Below are 16,491 nucleotides of genomic sequence, written 5' to 3'. Positions count from 1 at the left end.
GTCGATACAGATCGGAACTTAAAAAAGGAGACAGTCAATGACAATGAATAATTTAAAATCCAAAATCATCTTATCGCTTGTCGCCATGACACTGGCCGCCGGCAGCGCCATGGCGGCCTATCCCGAAAGGCCAATCACCTTTGTGGTGCCGTTTGGCGCGGGCAGCGGGACCGACAAGCTGGCCAGGGTGCTGGCAGAGGAAGTGTCAAAACAGGTGGGGCAGACGGTGGTGGTGGAAAACAAGGGCGGGGCCAGTGGTTTTATTGCTGCGCAGGACATCGCCCGCGCTAAGCCAGACGGCTATCGCATCTTTGTGACCTCCAATACCACGCATGCCAGCAACTCGGCACTGTTCAAGAAATTGCCGTATGACCCGGTCAAGGATTTTGCCCCGATCTCAAAATTGGGCAATATTCCGCTGGTGCTGGTGGTGAACCCGAAAAGCATTCCATCCAAAACGGTACCGGAATTTATTGAGCACCTGAAGCAAAATCCCGATAAAGTGTTTTTCGGCAGTGGCAGCACCTCTGCGAGAATCGGTGGGGAATTGTTCAAAATCCTGACCGGAACCAGGATCAGCAATGTTGATTACAAAAGTAATCCGCAGGCTGTGGTGGATACTGTAGGCGGACAGATTCAGATGATGATTGCAGATGCGGCAACCACGCTGCCTTTGGCGCGTGACGGCAAGCTGCGTGCGCTGGCCGTCTCGACCAGCAAGCGTACCGATATTGCACCGGACTTGCCGACATTGGACGAAACCGGCGTCAAAGGGTATGAAATGGTGGCCTGGTTTGCCTCGTATGCACCTGCCGGCACCCCTGATGAGGTGATTAAGACACTGAATCAGGCGTTCGTCAAAATCTTGAGCGATCCGAAAATAGTGAAAAATCTTCAGCTCCAGGGTATTGAAGCCGATGCCAGTACGCCGGAAGAACTGGCTAGCTTTCAGAAAGCCGAAACCGAAAAGTGGGTAGATATCGTCGCCAAGGCTGGTGTTGAAGTACGATAGCAGTTGTCGGGGTGGCTGCCGCTGGCGCCACCGAATCAACTACCGGGCTACCCGTTACATTTGTGAATCTTTCCACTAAACACCTGAAAGCCTTCAAGGCGCTGGCAACCGAAAAAAACTTTACCAAGGCCGCCAGCCAGTGCCATCTGACGCAGCCTGCGCTGAGCGTGCTTATCCAGAATCTGGAAGAACAGGTGGGCGCCAAGTTGTTCGAACGCAATACGCGCAACGTCATGCTCACGCCCGAAGGGTTGCTGTTTGACGCGTTCGCTGACAAACTGCTGGATGACTTCGAGCACGCGCTAAGTGAATTGCGCCGGCATGTGTCCAAGAAGGCGGGTCACGTGACGGTGGCTGTGTTGCCGTCGGTTGCTGTGGGCAGTCTGATTCCGGCGGTTGCGCAATTTAACCGCGTCTACCCGGGCGTGTCGGTAGCCTTTGTTGATGTGACGGCCGATGAGTGCCTGAATCTGGTCAAGACGCGCAAGGCTGATTTTGCCGTGACCTTCGTCGGTGAACACCATCCGGAGTTGATCAGTCAGCCCTTATGCTCCGACTCGTTCTATGTGGTATGTTCAGCCGATCATCCGCTGGCCGCGAGGAAAAAGCTGCGCCAGCAAGATATGCTGGCGCATCCTGTGATTCAGTTCGTGCGCAGCACCAGTATTCGGCAACATCTGGATGCCTCGTTCTATCCTGAAAAACTCATCACCCATATGGAAGTGTCCAATTTGTCGACGGTGGCCGGTCTGGTGGCCAACAACATGGGTATTTCAATTGTGCCAGGCCTGTCGCTGTTTCTTTATACGAAGCCGGCCATTGCCATTATTCCGCTGGAACTGGAGATACCACACCGCATGATTTGCCTTGTGCAGGCGCGCGACCGGGTGCAGTCGGTCGCGGCGCAGGCGCTGATCACGCATTTGAAAGAGACGATCCGAGCCTAGGATTTTCCCTAGGGCGGCGTAGCGGCATGGTGTTTTTGCACCAGATTGGGGCGTCGGGTTTGCCGCGAGCTGCCGATCTTTCCAGCAGGTTAACCTTTTGAAATGTCACAAAATATAGTTCTCATGCTGCACGCAAAAGGCCAACAGTGGTGTATATATTCCTTTTTGGAATTAACGATCACGCATTAAATTCCCTTTAAGAAAAAAGACGGACTGGGCATGATGCTGTCATCAAGGAGTAAACAAGATGACACAGCAAGACCTTTCTATCGAGATCAATCCGTCCAGCCCCGTACTTGAACCGGGCATTGCCGCTGCCTTGCAGCAGATCGTCACCCCGCATCTGAGTGATAATCTGCATCGACAGGTAGGCGTTGTCGGACTCAAACGCTACAACCGGACCGGAAAGCTGGTTGGGACCGCCGTTACCGTTAAAACGCGTGCGGGCGACAATCTGTATATTTACAAGGCAATGACCCTGCTTGAGCCCGGTCATGTATTGGTCATAGACGCAGCGGGCGATGTGAGCAATGCCTGCATTGGCGAGATCATGAAGAAATATCTGCAGCAACGCGGATGTGCCGGCATTATCGTCAACGGCGCCATTCGCGATGTGGCCGCTTTTGAGAATGACAGCTTCCCGTGCTATGCCCGGGGCAATGTGCACCGCGGACCATACAAAGAAGGCCCGGGCCAGATCAATGTGCCGGTCAGTATCGGCGGGCAGGTGATCGCGCCGGGCGATGTGGTTGTTGCCGATGAAGATGGTATTGTCTGTTTTCCTGCCGGGCAGGCTCAGGCGCTGATCGCTGCGGCCAGGGCGCATGCCGATAAAGAAGAAACAATCATGAATGAAATTGCGTCAGGCGCTAAAGAGCAAAGCTGGTTGCACCCGCTGCTTGCGGCCAAAGGACTGTCCTGAGATGACTACATTGATGACAAGCCCGAACGAGTTGCTGGCGCAGCGGATGCAGCGCATCAAGGCCTCGCCGAGCATGGCTGCGAAAAAGAAAGTAGATGCGCTCCGGGCGGCAGGTAAAGAGATTGTTGACTTTACGATCGGGGAGCCTGACCTTGCGACGCCGGAACATATTGCCACAGCCGCGGTGCAGGCGATTCGGCACGGCGCGACCAAATACACGGCATCTGCCGGTGTTCCCGAATTGCTGCAGGCCGTTGCGCAAAAGTTCGAACGCGAAAACGGCCTTCGCTACGCGACCGATCAGCTCATTGTGGGTACCGGCGCCAAGCAGTTGATCTATACGGCGCTGGCTGCAACATTGAACGACGGCGACGAGGTCATTATTCCGACACCATTCTGGGTATCTTACCCCGACATGGTCACGCTCAATGGCGGCACGCCGGTCATGCTCGCCAGCACTGCCGAATCAGGATTCAAAATGTCGGCAGCAGAGCTGGAACGGGCCATTACCGAAAAAACCAAGTGGCTGTTGTTAAATAGTCCGAATAATCCGTCAGGGTCCATGTATACCGCAACGCAGTTTCGCGAAATTGCGGCAGTGCTGGAACGTCATCCGCAAGTTAATCTGATGATTGACGAGATATACGAACACTTCAGCTATGACGACGTGTATGTATCACTGGCCACATACAGTGAACCCCTCAGGGCGCGTACCTTGGTGGTTAATGGTGTTTCCAAGGCGTATGCCATGACCGGCTGGCGTATCGGTTATGCCGCAGGTCCTGCGGCTCTGATCAAGGCGATGACGACCCTGATATCGCAGACGACCTCTTGCGCCAGTGAACCCAGCCAGCGCGCTGCAGTGGCGGCGCTGACGCAGGACCAGGCTTGCGTGCGAGAGGCCTGCCGCATTTTTCGTGAACGCCGTGACGTGATTGTGCCTTTGCTCAATGCGATCGAGGGCATGACATGCACGGTTCCGCAAGGCGCATTTTACGTATTTCCGAGTGTCAAGGGGCTGCTGGGCAAACGTACGCCCGATGGCAAGACCCTGGCTACGGATCTGGATGTTGTGCATTACCTGCTGGACCATGCCGGTGTGGCGGTGCTTGACGGCACAGCCTATGGTACGCCGGGTTTTATAAGGATCAGCTTTGCTACTGATTTGGCTATCATCAGAGAAGGGTGTGAAAAGATTGCATCTGCTTGCAGACAACTTGTCTAACAATGAAATTTTCCAGGAAAGTCATCATGAAATTGAAAAACCTATTGACCATATTGCCCATTGTGATGGCATGCGCCAATGTTGCGCAGGCCGACGCGCTCGATACGATCAAGGAGCGGGGCACGCTGGTATGCGGCACGCTTGGCACGTCTGAACCATTCAGTTTCCAGGACCAAAAGACGCGCCAGGTGGTTGGCTATGAAGTGGATCTGTGCAAGGAAATCGCTGACAGTATCGGCGTCAAACTCGAGGTCAAAATGATTTCGGTGGCCGCACGCATTCCCGAACTGGCAGCAGGCCGTGTGGACGTGGTCGCCGCCAATCTGGGCTGGTCTGTGGATCGGGCCAAGCAAATTGACTACAGTTATGCCGATTATGTCAGCCCGCAGAAGATACTGATCCGTCAGGCGGATGCCGACAAACTGAAAAAAAATGCTGATCTGGCGGGCAAGCGCGTGAGCGCTGTAAGCGGTTCATCTTCGGAGGCGGGCGCAAAACGCCTGATCCCGGATGTCACCACGGTGACGTTCAAAGACCCGCCTACGGCGTTTGTTGCACTTCAGCAGAAAAAAGTGGATGGTTTCGTCGGATCCGAGCTGATGCTTCTGAAGTTTGAACAAGGGGCACAGAAAACCCCGGTCAAACTGACCATGATCGAAGATCCGCTTTTTACCGAGCCATGGGGCCTTGGCGTCAAAAAAGGGGAAAAGGCGCTACTTGGCAAGATTAATGAAACGATGGCCGGCCTTGAGCAATCCGGGAAAGCCCAACAGATATTCGATCGCTGGTTCGGACCCCAGACCCAGTTCCATACCAAGCGGGTATTCAAGATGGAAGAGATCAAAGGCTAGGGCGCAGGTAGCCGATATATGAACTACACATTGGATTTCGCATCGCTGCTTGGCGGCCAGTATCCGTGGCTTGTGCTACAGGGCGTACTGACGACGTTGAAGATGACTCTGCTGGCCTGGCTGATTGCTTTTGGCCTTGGCAGTGTCCTGACCGTCGTGCGTACGCTCAATATCCGGGTGATCAATTACCTGATTGCCGTGTATGTTGCCTTTCACCGTAACGTGCCCATGCTGGTTCATATCCTGTTCTGGTACTTTGGCGTAGCCTCGATTGTGCCCGAGGCGATCAACGATGCAATCAATGTCATAGGCGGCGAGTTCTTCTATTCGACGATTGCCATCGGCCTGGTCACTGCCGCCTACGTGACAGAGGATTTGCGCAGCGCGATCCGGTCGATACCGACAGGGCAGATGGAAGCGGCCAGAACCCTGGGTTTGAATTATCTGCAATCGATGCGCAAAGTGATTTTGCCGCAGGCATTTGTTGTCTCCATTCCCACGCTCACCAACCAGACCCTGTTGCTGTTCAAAAACACCAGTCTTGCAATGGCAATAGGTCTTATCGAGCTGACGGGCGCCGGTCGTGAGATCGAGTCGGCAACATTCAAGACGTTTGAAGTTTATTTAATAGTAACTGTGATCTATCTGGTTATTTCGCTATGCCTGATGTTTATCGGTGCGAGTCTGTCCAGAAAGGCCGCCTTCAGTGAAAAACGGTCTTAGGACACAGCATGTTTGAAATACTTTCCGATAACTGGTTGTTGCTGCTGGTTGGCCAATATCCACAGGGACCGCTGGGCGGGCTGGCTGCAACCATCGTATTGGCCGTGCTCAGCCTGGTTTTCTCTTTCCCTTTGGGTATTTTGCTGGCGTTGTGCCGGATTGGTTCAGTGCGTATTTTGTACTGGCCTGCCACAGCCGTCGTTTATGTGGTGCGCGGCCTGCCGTTGATTATGTTTATATTCTGGGCATACTTCATGGTGCCTGTGATTATCAATCGCCCGGTTGCCGGTACGACGACCATGGTGGTGGCGCTGGTTTTCTATGAGAGTGCGTACATTTCCGAGATTGTACGCAGTGGCATTCAGGCCTTGCCTGCCGGACAGCTGGAGGCGGGACGCTCGCTGGGCCTGAGTTATTTTCAGACAATGCGTAAAGTCATTCTGCCGCAGGCCCTGTTCAATACGATACCCAGCATTCTGAGCCAGTTTATTTCAACGGTGAAAGAGACGTCTTTGGGGTTTGTGATCAGCGTGCATGAACTGACCTTTGCCGCCACCCAGATCAATAATATATTGCTGACCCGTCCGTTTGAAGTATTCGGCTTGCTGGCATTGACTTACTTTTTTCTCAATCTGATTCTGGTAGGGCTGGTCAAAGTGGTTGAGACGCGAATTGAACACAGCCGTATTGCATTTGAGGGATAGGAGTTTCGCATGATTCAGTTTAACAATGTGTCCAAGTGGTACGGCCAGTACCAGGCCTTGTGCGACGTGACCGCAAAGGTGTCCCAGGGCGAAGTGCTGGTGGTGTGTGGCCCGTCCGGTTCGGGCAAGTCCACGCTCATTCGCACCGTCAATCGGCTTGAGCCGATACAGGCCGGTTCCATTATTGTGGATGAGCAGGACGTTAACGCCTGCAAATCAATAGACGAGCTGCGCAGCCATATCGGGTTTGTGTTCCAGCAGTTCAATCTGTTTCCCCATATGAGCGTGCGCGATAACCTGATGATGGCGCCGGTGATATTGAAGCGCAGCAATAAAGCGGCGGCGCGCGATAAGGCCATGTCGCTGCTGGAGCGGGTGGGCCTTGGCCATAAAGCCGACGCCTTTCCCGGGCAGCTGTCAGGCGGACAGCAGCAACGGGTCGCCATTGCTCGTGCGCTGGCCATGAATCCGAAGATCATGCTGTTTGACGAGCCCACCAGCGCGCTGGACCCCGAGATGGTCAACGAGGTTTTACTGGTGATGAAGTCGCTGGCAACGGAAGGGATGACAATGATTTGCGTGACGCACGAAATGAATTTTGCGCGGGATGTAGCCGACACTGTCTGGTTCATGGACGCCGGCGCTATTGTCGAACAGGCGCCGCCGGCCGAGTTCTTTAGCCGGGCCCGGACCGAGCGCGCCCGCAAATTTTTGGCCGATATCAGGCATTGATGCCGCTGCCGTAAGGAATGCCGAAATTGCAGACGTCCTTGGCCAGCATGGCAACTTCTTTGTAGAGCATGGCGTTGGCATTTTTAGCATACATGGCGCAGTAAAGGGATTTGGGCGGGGCTTTAGTGGTCTTCAGAATGGCCAGCTTGCGGCTGGTGACCAGTGGATAGAAATAGTCGATGGGCAGGCAACTGATGCCGAAACCGGCGACCGTCAGTCCTGCCATGGCCAGCAAGCTGTTGATCGTAAACAGGTTTTGCTCTGCTGTATAGGGTTGCAGCCAATCGTCATACAGGGAATTGAGGCCCGATTCCATGTCCTGTCGAATCAGTGACATTTCGGAAATTTCCTGCGGCGTGTAGACCCGGTCACTTGTGATAATGCTGGGGCTGCCTACCCAGGCGAAGTGAACGTAGTCCAGGGGATACTGTTCCAGCAATGGGGATTTGAATTCATTGTGCAAAAAGGCCATATCCAGCTGACCTTTGAGCAGGTTCTGCTGCAGCTCGGCTGCCATTCCTGTTTTGGGACTGACCGTCAATTTGGGAAAGAGGATGCGCAATTGCGCAATCAGATCGGGCAGCCAGGTCATTGCCGTGATTTCGGTAATGCCCAGGCGCAATATGCCTGAGAACGTGTGATGGCCCTTGAGTTTCATGAGCATCACATCGCGCTGCGTCAGCAGCTCGGAAGCCAGTTCAACCATTTCCTGGCCTTTGGGTGTCAGGGTTGCCTTGTGGCCGCTGCGATCAAAAATGCTGACGTCGAAATCCGATTCCAGCTCCTGGATGCGCTTGGTAATGGCAGATTGGGTTGTATTCAGGCGTTGGGCCGCGTTGGCAAAACTGCCAAGCTGCACCACCCAGTAGAGGGCTTCGATCTGTTTGAATGTAAGCATCGCGACTTTAGGATTGGATTGTATGGACACAACATGTTTCGTTGCGGCCAAATGCAGTGGGAGACAAATTGATTCCCGAAAAGAATCATTATTATCAATCAATATTATTTTTTTTCAAATTCAATTATGGCTGCATTTGCATCCATAAAGGTTATTAGTCATCGCCTGGCCGCAATAGGCCGCGCACCTGACATCGAATCGTGGCTGACTGCCACCCAATCAAGGAGATCATTTATGAAAACAAGCAAGAAACTCAGACGTCTGTATGTGCCTGCCTTAGCCGGTGCGCTACTGTCAATCGCTGCGCCGGCAACGGCCCATGCTGAGGCCTTTCCGGAACACGCGATCAAGCTGGTCGTGCCCTGGTCGCCAGGCGGTGCAACCGATGTGCTGGGTCGTATCCTGGCCAAAGGGCTGGCGGCTCAGTTGAAGCAGACAGTGGTCGTGGAAAACAAGGCGGGCGCCGGCGGTAATATCGGTACAAGCGCATTTGTGCGTGAGAAAGCGGACGGCTATTCGCTGTTGGTGGCCACCAGTTCGACCAATGCGGCCAACCCGCATTTATACAAGCGGCTGGGTTTTGATGCGCAAAAGGACTTTGCCCCGGTTGCATTTGTGGCCAATATTCCAAATGTGCTTGAAGTACCCAAGGACTCGCGCTTTGCTTCAGTGGGCGATCTGCTCAAATTTGCCAAAGAAAAGCCGGGAGAGCTCAATTATGGATCTGCCGGCGTGGGCTCATCCCAGCACCTTGCCACGTCGCTGCTGCAACACATTACGGGCGCCAGCTTTACGCATATTCCCTACAAGGGGAGCGGCCCGGCGGTGAGCGATTTGCTGGGCAAGCAACTTGATTTCATGATTGATACAGGCTCTATGGCGCAGGTCAAGGGTGGGAACCTGAATGCGCTGGCCGTGGCATCGAAAAAACGCATCGCGTTTTTGCCCGACGTGCCCACGTTTGAAGAAGCAGGCATCAAGGATATGGTGGCCTCAGCCTGGTATGGCATTGTTGCTCCAAAGGGCACTCCGGCAGATGTCGTCGATACCTTGAATAAAGCGATCAATAACGCGATCAAAGATCCCCAAACCCGCGCCCAGCTCGAAGGCATGGGCGCGCAGGTTGTAGAAGGAGACAACACATCAGCCGAGTTTGGCGCATTCATTCAATCTGAAATAACGCGTTACGCCGAACTGGTGAAAATGTCAGGCGCCAAGCCCGAGTAACTGCCGGTATGCTCTGGCGATGTTCAATCGCGGGGCCAGCGTTGCTATTGATTTATGCAACAACGGCGAATGCATAATGCCGGTAGCCGGGTGGCTCCAGGCTGTTGGCCGCCCGGCGTTATCGATATCAGTTAGACGATATCGGCTCCACGGCATCGATTTCACTTATCGCGAACGTGTCAGCGCAGATATAAGGTCGCGCCGGGCTTAAGCGATGCCTTGCGACGCGTTTAACTGCCGGCGGCGCTGCCGTGTGAATCGCTTTGGTAGGCTTCGCCAGCCTGCAGCATGCTCAAGATGGCGTCTTCGCCAAAGCCGGCCTCGGCCAGAATCTGCCTTGTGTGCTGGCCAATATGCGGGGCATGATGGCGCAGCGTCGGCGAAAAACCGGTCATGCGGACTGGCACATTGAGATGTCGTATCGTTCCCTGCGTGGGATGCTGCTGCTTTTGAACCAGGCCCACATCAGCAATATGCGGATCCGACAGCAGGGAAGAAATGGTATGGCAAGGCATGCAGGGGATGTCGTACTGCGTGAGTCGCTCCAGCCAGTATTGCGTACTGCGCTTGGCCATTTCCTGCGCACGCAGTGAAAAAAACTCGGCAATGTGATCAATTCTGTTGATGGCCCGGTTAAAGCGCGAGTCCGATTTGAACTGTGGTGTGCCCATTGCATCGAACAGGGCCAGTACCTGGGCATCGGTATTGGTCGTGATACAGATATAGCCATCACTGGTTTTGACCGGGCGAGCGTTTTCATCAAGCAAACGCTTGTCGCCGCTGGACGATATCGGGGGGTCAAAAGATTCACCGTACAGATGCTCGCTGAGCACCAGCGTGGCATAACTTTCAAACATCGGAACTTCAATCTCCCGTGGACCGGGATCCCGGGTTTGTGCATAGAGTGCGACCACAATGGCATTGGCCACCATGAGCGCAGCCGTTCTGTCCACCACCACATAAGGCACATAGCGCGGCTCCTTGCCATTCTGAGCAAACAGGGATGCCAGTGCCGTCGCGCCCTGCAAGATGGAATCATAGGCAGGACGGTTGGCATAGCGCCCCTGGCTGCCGAAGCCGACGATGTTGCAATAAATCAGATCGGGATTGACGCTACTTAGCGCACTGAACGAAATGCCCAGCCGGGCCATGGCGTCTGTTCGCATATTATGGATGACAATATGCGACTGGGCGGCAAGTTTCATGAACGCATACTTGCCCCGTTCTGTTTTCAGGTTCACGCAAATGCTGCGTTTGTTACGGTTCATGTGCATGAACTTGCCCGACATGCCGGGGGTGGGGGAATGCCCGGAGATCCAGCGTATGATGTCGCCCGATTGCTGCTCCAGCTTGATGACGTCTGCTCCGTAGTCCGCCAGCGTCTGTGTGGCATAGGGTCCGACAACGGCTGAGGTCAGGTCCAGAATGCGTACGCCCGCCAGCGGTAACTGGTGTGGTGTCTCTTTATTCATGGGAATTGACCGGGGCCCGACCCTGCAGGCAAAAATGCTGACGGTTTCACGATTGTCATTCCTCCCGAACAAATATATAGTTATCAATAGCAACCTTATATGGTTGATTAATGAAACTATATCACGTTTGGGGGAACTTCAGCGAAGAGATCGTGCCGTTTTGCTCTGTGCCCGACAAAGGGCAGGCTCGACGCGTGTGCGGGGGAAGGGGCGGCAAGCGCATTGCCTGTGTACAGCACAAAAAACCGACGCCTTCCTGCTACCTGCTTTGCGCTTACGGCTTACGGGCCGGCGCCTCGGTGTTGTCCTTTTTGCGACCTGGATGCAGATCCATCAGAATTTTTGTGCGAAAGATCAGCTTGTCTACGATCACGTCAAACTGCTCCTTTTCCTGTGGCGTCAGTACGTCCAGAATTTCATTGTTCCTGCGCAGGGCGATGGGAAACGCGCTGGCATAGAGCTTTTCTCCTTCTTCCGAAAGCGACAGCTGGATGCTGCGACCGTCGCTGTCACTGCTTTTACGCTGGATAAGGCCGCGCTCTGACAAACTGGCCACCGCTTTGCTGGCGCGGCTTTTGTCAATGTTTGCTTCCTTTGCCAGTGTTTTCAATGACATGGGGGCAAAGGCGGCCAGCAGGCCGATAAAGCGCCAGCTCTGCTTGTCCAGGCCGAACAGGTCCTGGTTGATAGATTCGGCCAGCGTGCTGCTTAAAAATGCCAATCGGTTCAGGCGATACGAAAACAGTTCTTTGATGTTTTCAGGTTGCTTCATGGTGATCATCGTCTTTATGTTTCCAATGTACTGAATCATGCGGGATATGATAAAAAAAATCAACAAAAATAGTTGAATAAAGAAACTATATGGTTTACGATTTGCTTAATGGTTGAAAAATTCAACTAGTTTGTCATCGATTCTAGCTGAGACTGCTGTCTGGTCTGGCGGCAAATATCAGGCAACACCCATTCTTTTCTACTCATTGTTCTCAGGTCGACACTGCATGAAAACCCGTATTACCCAACTATTGAATATTGAATATCCGATTATCCAGGCTGGCATGAGCTGGGCATCGTCCAGCGCTGCGTTGCCGATAGCGGTCTCCAATGCGGGTGGGCTTGGCATGATTGCTGCCGGACCGATGTATGAGCAGGATTTTCGCAAGGTGCTGCAAGCGGTGCGCGCCGGCACCGATAAACCCTTTGCGGTCAATATCCCGCTGTACCGGCCTGGGGCCGAGGCTTTTCTGGACATGGCCTATGAATTTCGGGTTCCCGTCATTTTTGCATCGCAGGGCGGACCTAAAGCCCACCTTGCCCGTTTTCGGGAGATCGGGACAAAGTGGGTCCATGTGGTGTCCACGCTGGAGCATGCAGGCAAGGCCGCAGCCGCGGGTGTTGACGCCCTGGCCGTGGTGGGCGCCGAGGCTGGTGGGCATCCGCCAGCCAATGAAGTGAGTTCGCTGGTTATCGTGCGCAAGGCCGCCCGGGATTTTGCGCTGCCGATCGTGGGCGGCGGCGGTGTCGCCGACGGTTATGGCATTGCCGCCATGCTTGCACTGGGTGCCGATGCCGTGCAACTGGGAACCCGCTTTCTGATGACAGAGGAGGCCAGTGTCCATGATGCTTATAAGTCCGTGGCGCTGGCAACGGGCGTGGATGGCACTGATCTGGTCGGTCGCAAGGGGCTGCCGGTCAGAATGATTCGCAATGATTTCGCTGCGCATATGCAGCAGATCGATTTGTCGGCTTGCGACAAACAGGAATACGAAGCCCAATTTCGAAAAAGCACGCTCAGGCAGGCGGCGCTGGAAGGCGATGTGGCATGGGGCAAAGTGGAGCTTGGCCAATCGGCCGGGCTGGTAGACAGCATTGTGCCGGTCAGCCAGCTCATGCAGCAGCTGGTGGCTGAACTGAATGACGCCCGGCGCGCCCTGAGTGAAATATGAAGTGCACTATGAAAGTGGAATATGAATTTTACGAACGGAAGGAAATCGCATGTCTGTCTTGCTGACTGAAATTGAAAACAATGTTCTGATCATCAGTCTGAACCGGCCTGAAAAACACAATGCCCTGAATACGGCGCTGACCCAGGCGCTGCTCGATGCCCTCAAGGATGCAGAGCGTGATCCCCAGGTCACGGCGATTATCGTGCATGGCAATGGCAAGTCTTTCTGTGCGGGAGCTGACACGACAGAGTTCAGCAGTCTGACGCCGGCCGCATCAGATCAGGTGCTGGACCGTGCGGATCTGACAACGGCATTGCATTTGTCATTTTCAAAAATTGCCAAGCCGATTATTGCTGCCGTGCATGGCAACGCGCTGGGCGGCGGCGCCGGGCTGGCGCTTGCCTGTGATCTGGTCGTGATGGCTGAAGATGCCCGTTTTGGCTACCCTGAACTGAAGCACGGAATTGTTGCTGCAGTAGTGCTGGCCAATCTGGTGCGACAGCTGGGGCAGAAAAAGGCCTTCGAACTGGTGGCGATGGCCGAACCAGTGAGCGGTCAGCGTGCCTTTGAACTTGATCTGGTCAATCGAGTCTGCCCGGCCGCGGACGTGCTGGGCGAGGCCCGGATCTTTGCCGAGAAACTGGCCAGTTGGAGTCCTGTGGCGATGGCGACGACCAAACGCACATTTTATCGCGCGGCAGACCTGGCCCTTGAAGAGGCACTGGCTGTGGGCCGTGATGCGAACGTCATGATGCGCGGGTTCGGCAAACCATGAAGGCAAATAGCATGCGACCACTGGAAGGGCTGAAAATACTGGATCTGTCTCGAGTACTGGCGTGCCCGTTCGCCTCTATGATTCTTGCTGAAATGGGCGCACAGGTAATCAAAGTGGAACAGCCGGTAACCGGTGACGAAACGCGTCATTTCGAGCCGCGCGTGACAGGGGAGCATGGCAGCGAATCAGCCTACTTTTTTGCATTTAACCGCAGCAAGCAGTCGATCACCGTCAATCTGCGATCGCAAGAGGGACAGAAAATAATCAGGGAACTGGCACGCGAGGCCGATGTGTTCCTGGAAAATTTTCCGGTCGATACCCTGAAAAAATACAATCTGCACTACGATGCCATCAAGGAGCAGAACGAGGATATCGTCTATGTGTCGTGCACCGGCTTTGGCATGACAGGACCGTATGCGCCGCGCAAGGGCTATGACACGGTTTTTCAGGCGATGGGCGGCATCATGAGCCTGACCGGAGAGCGTGGTGGCGGTCCTGTCAAACCCGGCTTGCCGGTCGCTGACCTGACTTCGGGGCTATGGATTGTGATTGCGATTCTGACTGCCATGGTCGGCAAAGACCGAACGGGTCATGGCTGCCATGTGGATTTTTCCATGTTCGACGGGCAGGTTGGCTTGCTATCACTGGCTGCCGCGCGCTATTTTTCGCTGGGCGAAGTGCCGGCCCGGCTGGGCACCGAACATCCCGGGCGGGTGCCTTCTGCTGCCTTCGAATGTGCCGATGGCAGGTGGGTGCAGATCACCGGCAGCGATCAGCACTGGATACCCCTGTGCGAGCTGCTCGGACTGGATAAATGGGCGGCAGACGCCGTGCTGGCAAAGAATGCCGAGCGGGTGCGACGGCGCAGCGAAGTCATGCAGGGGTTGCAGCAGGCCATTGGCAAGCTGGATCGTGACCGGCTTTGCCAGTTGTGCGACGAACGTGGTGTGCCGGCCGGCCCGATTCTATCGGTCGATGAGATTTTTGCCGACGCCCATGTGGCAAGCCGGGAGCTGGTGCAGCGTTTTGCCCACCCCCAAGTGGGTGAGTTTGAAGGGATTGCCGTACCGTTTAAATTCACAGGATACGACAACCCCGTCATGGGACGGCCACCCCTGCTGGGCGAGCATACAGATCGTATCTTGATGGAAAAACTCGGACTGACTGAAGCACAAATCCGAGGCTTGAGGCAACTGAAGGCAATTTGATATTACGGCTGGCATATCCGGTTGTATTTTTTGCGGATCTGCCATTACAACGCCATTTTCGACTGATGCAAAAATCAGCTATACAGGAGACAGATATGTTCAACTATTTTTCCAGCGGCAACCGGCTCTTTGCCGGCGCCATAACGATACTGGCGGCGGGCGTCATGCACACAGCGCAGGCAGCCGGCTTTCCGGATAAACCAATTACGTTCATCAACCCGTATGCTGCCGGTGGACCGGCTGATATTCTGGCGCGCATAGTGGCAAAGCAAATGAGTGATGTGCTGGGCCAGTCCATTATCATCCAGAGCAAACCGGGTGGCGGCGCCAGCATTGGCGCCGAGTATGTTGCTCGGGCCAAACCCGATGGCTATACCGTGCTGTTCGGCACAGCAGCTGCGCATGTAGTGACGCCCCTGATGCAAAAGGTGCAGTATGACGGCATCAAGGACTTTACCTTTGTCGGCATGGTCGGCAATATTCCGAATGTGTTAACCGTTGCAGCCGATTCGGGTTTGAAATCGGTCGATGAGCTGATCAAGGACAGCCAGAACAATCCGGAAAAATATACCTATGCCTCGGCCGGCAACGGCAGTTCACCCCATCTGACCGGAGAAAATTTCAAACAGAAAACGCAGGCTAGATTACTGCACGTCCCCTACAAGGGGGCGGCGCCTGCATCGACAGATCTGGCCGGTGGACTGGTCAAGGTCGGTTTTCTGAACTTGCCCGCGGTGTTGCCGTTCATCAAGCAAGGCAAGCTGCACGCGCTTGCGATTGCCGCCAACAAGCGCTCCCCCGCGTTGCCCGACGTTCCAACCATGGACGAACTGGGTTACGACGGCTTCAAGGGCTCGAGCTGGTATAGCATGGCCGTACCGGCCAATACCCCCAGGGAAGTGGTCGATACTTTGTACGCCGCATTGAAAAAAGTCTCGGAAAGTCCTGACACGATCAGTATGTACGAGAAGCAGGGCGTTGAACCGTTTCTGATGGATAGCAAGGCGGCAAGCGACTTCGTTGCCCAGGACCGTGAAAGAATAGAAAAGCTGCTGAAGGCGGCCAATATTACAAGCAAATAAGGATACGACAAATGTCATATGAAACGATTGAACTGACGGTAGAGGAAAATGGTGTGGCCACTGTACTGTTGAATCGTCCGCAAAGCAGAAACGCGCTGAATGTGAGAATGTGTTCAGAACTGGTCAGCGTCACTGAGCAGATCGAACAGGACGAACGCATTCGCGTGGTGGTTTTCCGTGGCGCGGGCCCGGCGTTTTGTGCGGGCGCAGATCTGAAAGAGCGCAAGGATATGACATTGTCCGATATGACGGCCAGACGGGTAGCCGGTTTTGCCGCCTATGATGCGATTGAAAAACTGTCGCGTCCCGCTATTGCGCTGGTGCACGGTCCGGCTTTTGGCTCCGGTTGCGAAATTATCGCTGCGTGCGACTTTGCCTGGGCAACGCCCGAGGCCACCTTCCGTTATCCGGAAGTGAGCTGGGGTACGGTGGGCGCTACCCAGCGCATCAGCCGGATTGCCGGAATCCGCACTGCCAAGGAACTGCTCTTTAGCGGTCGTGTTTTCGATGCGCAGGAGGCGCGCGAGTACGGTCTGATCAACCGGATTGTCCCGCAAGATACGATTGCAGAACAGCTGATGCAAATGGCTGGGGATATTGCAAATGCAAAACCACTGACGGTCAAGCTGACCAAGCATTGCATCAATGCCGGGGTTGAAACGACTCGCGAGGGCGCCATGGCGATTGAACTGCTGGCAATTGAAAAGAACCTGCGCAATAGTGACTGGAAGTCCGCCATATCCACATTCGGCAGCGTAAAAGGAGCGTGA

Annotated in this window: 17 protein-coding genes; 14 read left to right on the top strand and 3 right to left on the bottom strand. The window is 54.5% G+C overall.

The window, feature by feature from the left end:
- The first annotated feature begins 37 nt into the window (after positions 1-37).
- The 8 genes from ACTIKR_RS10030 to ACTIKR_RS09995 all read left to right on the top strand — a co-directional run bounded on the left by ACTIKR_RS10030 (position 38) and on the right by ACTIKR_RS09995 (position 7,116).
- Positions 38-1,012 carry a Bug family tripartite tricarboxylate transporter substrate binding protein gene (locus ACTIKR_RS10030; protein ID WP_442327766.1) on the top strand — a complete coding sequence of 325 codons (975 nt, stop codon included), beginning with the start codon at positions 38-40 and terminating at the stop codon, positions 1,010-1,012.
- 62 nt (positions 1,013-1,074) lie between these two features.
- Positions 1,075-1,959: a LysR family transcriptional regulator gene (locus tag ACTIKR_RS10025; RefSeq protein ID WP_370540243.1), complete on the top strand. Its 885-nt coding sequence runs from the start codon at positions 1,075-1,077 to the stop codon at positions 1,957-1,959.
- Positions 1,960-2,206: 247 nt separating this feature from the next.
- Entirely contained in the window at positions 2,207-2,881 is a 675-nt protein-coding gene (locus ACTIKR_RS10020; RefSeq protein ID WP_442327765.1) for an RraA family protein, read from the top strand.
- 1 nt (position 2,882) lies between these two features.
- Complete coding sequence (locus ACTIKR_RS10015; RefSeq protein WP_442327764.1) at positions 2,883-4,106, top strand: aminotransferase class I/II-fold pyridoxal phosphate-dependent enzyme; 1,224 nt, start codon at positions 2,883-2,885, stop codon at positions 4,104-4,106.
- Positions 4,107-4,132: 26 nt separating this feature from the next.
- The gene (locus tag ACTIKR_RS10010; protein WP_193089577.1) at positions 4,133-4,957 is read left to right on the top strand and encodes an ABC transporter substrate-binding protein; all 825 of its coding nucleotides are present in this window, start codon (positions 4,133-4,135) and stop codon (positions 4,955-4,957) included.
- 18 nt (positions 4,958-4,975) lie between these two features.
- Positions 4,976-5,680, top strand: coding sequence for an amino acid ABC transporter permease (locus tag ACTIKR_RS10005; protein ID WP_442327763.1), 705 nt, complete (start codon positions 4,976-4,978; stop codon positions 5,678-5,680).
- 8 nt (positions 5,681-5,688) lie between these two features.
- Positions 5,689-6,384, top strand: a complete 696-nt coding sequence (locus ACTIKR_RS10000; RefSeq protein ID WP_193089579.1) for an amino acid ABC transporter permease — start codon at positions 5,689-5,691, stop codon at positions 6,382-6,384.
- Positions 6,385-6,393: 9 nt separating this feature from the next.
- Complete coding sequence (locus ACTIKR_RS09995; RefSeq protein WP_193089580.1) at positions 6,394-7,116, top strand: amino acid ABC transporter ATP-binding protein; 723 nt, start codon at positions 6,394-6,396, stop codon at positions 7,114-7,116.
- Here the strand turns inward: ACTIKR_RS09995 and ACTIKR_RS09990 are convergent.
- Positions 7,106-8,044: a LysR family transcriptional regulator gene (locus tag ACTIKR_RS09990; RefSeq protein ID WP_442327762.1), complete on the bottom strand. Its 939-nt coding sequence runs from the start codon at positions 8,042-8,044 to the stop codon at positions 7,106-7,108. The two genes, ACTIKR_RS09995 and ACTIKR_RS09990, sit on opposite strands and share 11 nt — an antisense overlap.
- Positions 8,045-8,248: 204 nt before the next feature.
- Between ACTIKR_RS09990 and ACTIKR_RS09985 the strand changes: the two genes are divergently transcribed.
- On the top strand, positions 8,249-9,241 hold the full coding sequence (locus ACTIKR_RS09985; RefSeq protein ID WP_226817110.1) for a Bug family tripartite tricarboxylate transporter substrate binding protein: 993 nt from the start codon (positions 8,249-8,251) through the stop codon (positions 9,239-9,241).
- Positions 9,242-9,471: 230 nt separating this feature from the next.
- Here the strand turns inward: ACTIKR_RS09985 and ACTIKR_RS09980 are convergent, their stop codons facing one another.
- Both ACTIKR_RS09980 and ACTIKR_RS09975 read right to left on the bottom strand, forming a co-directional pair.
- Positions 9,472-10,713, bottom strand: coding sequence for a CaiB/BaiF CoA transferase family protein (locus ACTIKR_RS09980; protein ID WP_442327761.1), 1,242 nt, complete (start codon positions 10,711-10,713; stop codon positions 9,472-9,474).
- 274 nt (positions 10,714-10,987) lie between these two features.
- The gene (locus ACTIKR_RS09975) at positions 10,988-11,485 is read right to left on the bottom strand and encodes a MarR family winged helix-turn-helix transcriptional regulator (protein WP_193089582.1); all 498 of its coding nucleotides are present in this window, start codon (positions 11,483-11,485) and stop codon (positions 10,988-10,990) included.
- 226 nt (positions 11,486-11,711) lie between these two features.
- Here ACTIKR_RS09975 and ACTIKR_RS09970 point away from each other — a divergent pair, with 226 nt between their 5' ends.
- The 5 genes from ACTIKR_RS09970 to ACTIKR_RS09950 all read left to right on the top strand — a co-directional run bounded on the left by ACTIKR_RS09970 (position 11,712) and on the right by ACTIKR_RS09950 (position 16,491).
- Positions 11,712-12,656 carry an NAD(P)H-dependent flavin oxidoreductase gene (locus tag ACTIKR_RS09970; protein ID WP_442327760.1) on the top strand — a complete coding sequence of 315 codons (945 nt, stop codon included), beginning with the start codon at positions 11,712-11,714 and terminating at the stop codon, positions 12,654-12,656.
- A 49-nt stretch (positions 12,657-12,705) separates the two neighbouring features.
- A complete protein-coding gene (locus ACTIKR_RS09965; RefSeq protein WP_442327759.1) occupies positions 12,706-13,431 on the top strand; it encodes an enoyl-CoA hydratase/isomerase family protein in 726 nt (241 codons plus the stop codon).
- A gap of 11 nt (positions 13,432-13,442) precedes the next feature.
- Positions 13,443-14,639, top strand: a complete 1,197-nt coding sequence (locus ACTIKR_RS09960) for a CaiB/BaiF CoA transferase family protein (protein WP_442327758.1) — start codon at positions 13,443-13,445, stop codon at positions 14,637-14,639.
- 95 nt (positions 14,640-14,734) lie between these two features.
- Positions 14,735-15,721 (top strand): Bug family tripartite tricarboxylate transporter substrate binding protein, encoded by a 987-nt coding sequence (locus ACTIKR_RS09955; RefSeq protein WP_193089586.1) that lies wholly within the window; start codon positions 14,735-14,737, stop codon positions 15,719-15,721.
- Positions 15,722-15,732: 11 nt separating this feature from the next.
- Positions 15,733-16,491: an enoyl-CoA hydratase/isomerase family protein gene (locus ACTIKR_RS09950; protein WP_442327757.1), complete on the top strand. Its 759-nt coding sequence runs from the start codon at positions 15,733-15,735 to the stop codon at positions 16,489-16,491.

The sequence above is a fragment of the Advenella sp. genome (assembly GCF_052108595.1).
Lineage (GTDB): Bacteria > Pseudomonadota > Gammaproteobacteria > Burkholderiales > Burkholderiaceae_B > Advenella.
Note: the sequence above shows the minus strand (reverse complement) of the source record. Positions and strands in the feature narration are given on the sequence as shown.

Bases quoted from the DNA above. Each gene is read 5' to 3' on its own strand.
- ACTIKR_RS10030 (WP_442327766.1), top strand. From the start codon at position 38: ATGACAATGAATAATTTAAAATCCAAAATCATCTTATCGCTTGTCGCC.
- ACTIKR_RS09950 (WP_442327757.1), top strand. From the start codon at position 15,733: ATGTCATATGAAACGATTGAACTGACGGTAGAGGAAAATGGTGTGGCC.
- ACTIKR_RS09985 (WP_226817110.1), top strand. From the start codon at position 8,249: ATGAAAACAAGCAAGAAACTCAGACGTCTGTATGTGCCTGCCTTAGCC.
- ACTIKR_RS09955 (WP_193089586.1), top strand. From the start codon at position 14,735: ATGTTCAACTATTTTTCCAGCGGCAACCGGCTCTTTGCCGGCGCCATA.
- ACTIKR_RS10000 (WP_193089579.1), top strand. From the start codon at position 5,689: ATGTTTGAAATACTTTCCGATAACTGGTTGTTGCTGCTGGTTGGCCAA.
- ACTIKR_RS09995 (WP_193089580.1), top strand. From the start codon at position 6,394: ATGATTCAGTTTAACAATGTGTCCAAGTGGTACGGCCAGTACCAGGCC.
- ACTIKR_RS10010 (WP_193089577.1), top strand. From the start codon at position 4,133: ATGAAATTGAAAAACCTATTGACCATATTGCCCATTGTGATGGCATGC.
- ACTIKR_RS09965 (WP_442327759.1), top strand. From the start codon at position 12,706: ATGTCTGTCTTGCTGACTGAAATTGAAAACAATGTTCTGATCATCAGT.
- ACTIKR_RS09975 (WP_193089582.1), bottom strand. From the start codon at position 11,485: ATGAAGCAACCTGAAAACATCAAAGAACTGTTTTCGTATCGCCTGAAC.
- ACTIKR_RS09970 (WP_442327760.1), top strand. From the start codon at position 11,712: ATGAAAACCCGTATTACCCAACTATTGAATATTGAATATCCGATTATC.
- ACTIKR_RS10020 (WP_442327765.1), top strand. From the start codon at position 2,207: ATGACACAGCAAGACCTTTCTATCGAGATCAATCCGTCCAGCCCCGTA.
- ACTIKR_RS09960 (WP_442327758.1), top strand. From the start codon at position 13,443: ATGCGACCACTGGAAGGGCTGAAAATACTGGATCTGTCTCGAGTACTG.
- ACTIKR_RS10015 (WP_442327764.1), top strand. From the start codon at position 2,883: ATGACTACATTGATGACAAGCCCGAACGAGTTGCTGGCGCAGCGGATG.
- ACTIKR_RS09980 (WP_442327761.1), bottom strand. From the start codon at position 10,713: ATGAATAAAGAGACACCACACCAGTTACCGCTGGCGGGCGTACGCATT.
- ACTIKR_RS10005 (WP_442327763.1), top strand. From the start codon at position 4,976: ATGAACTACACATTGGATTTCGCATCGCTGCTTGGCGGCCAGTATCCG.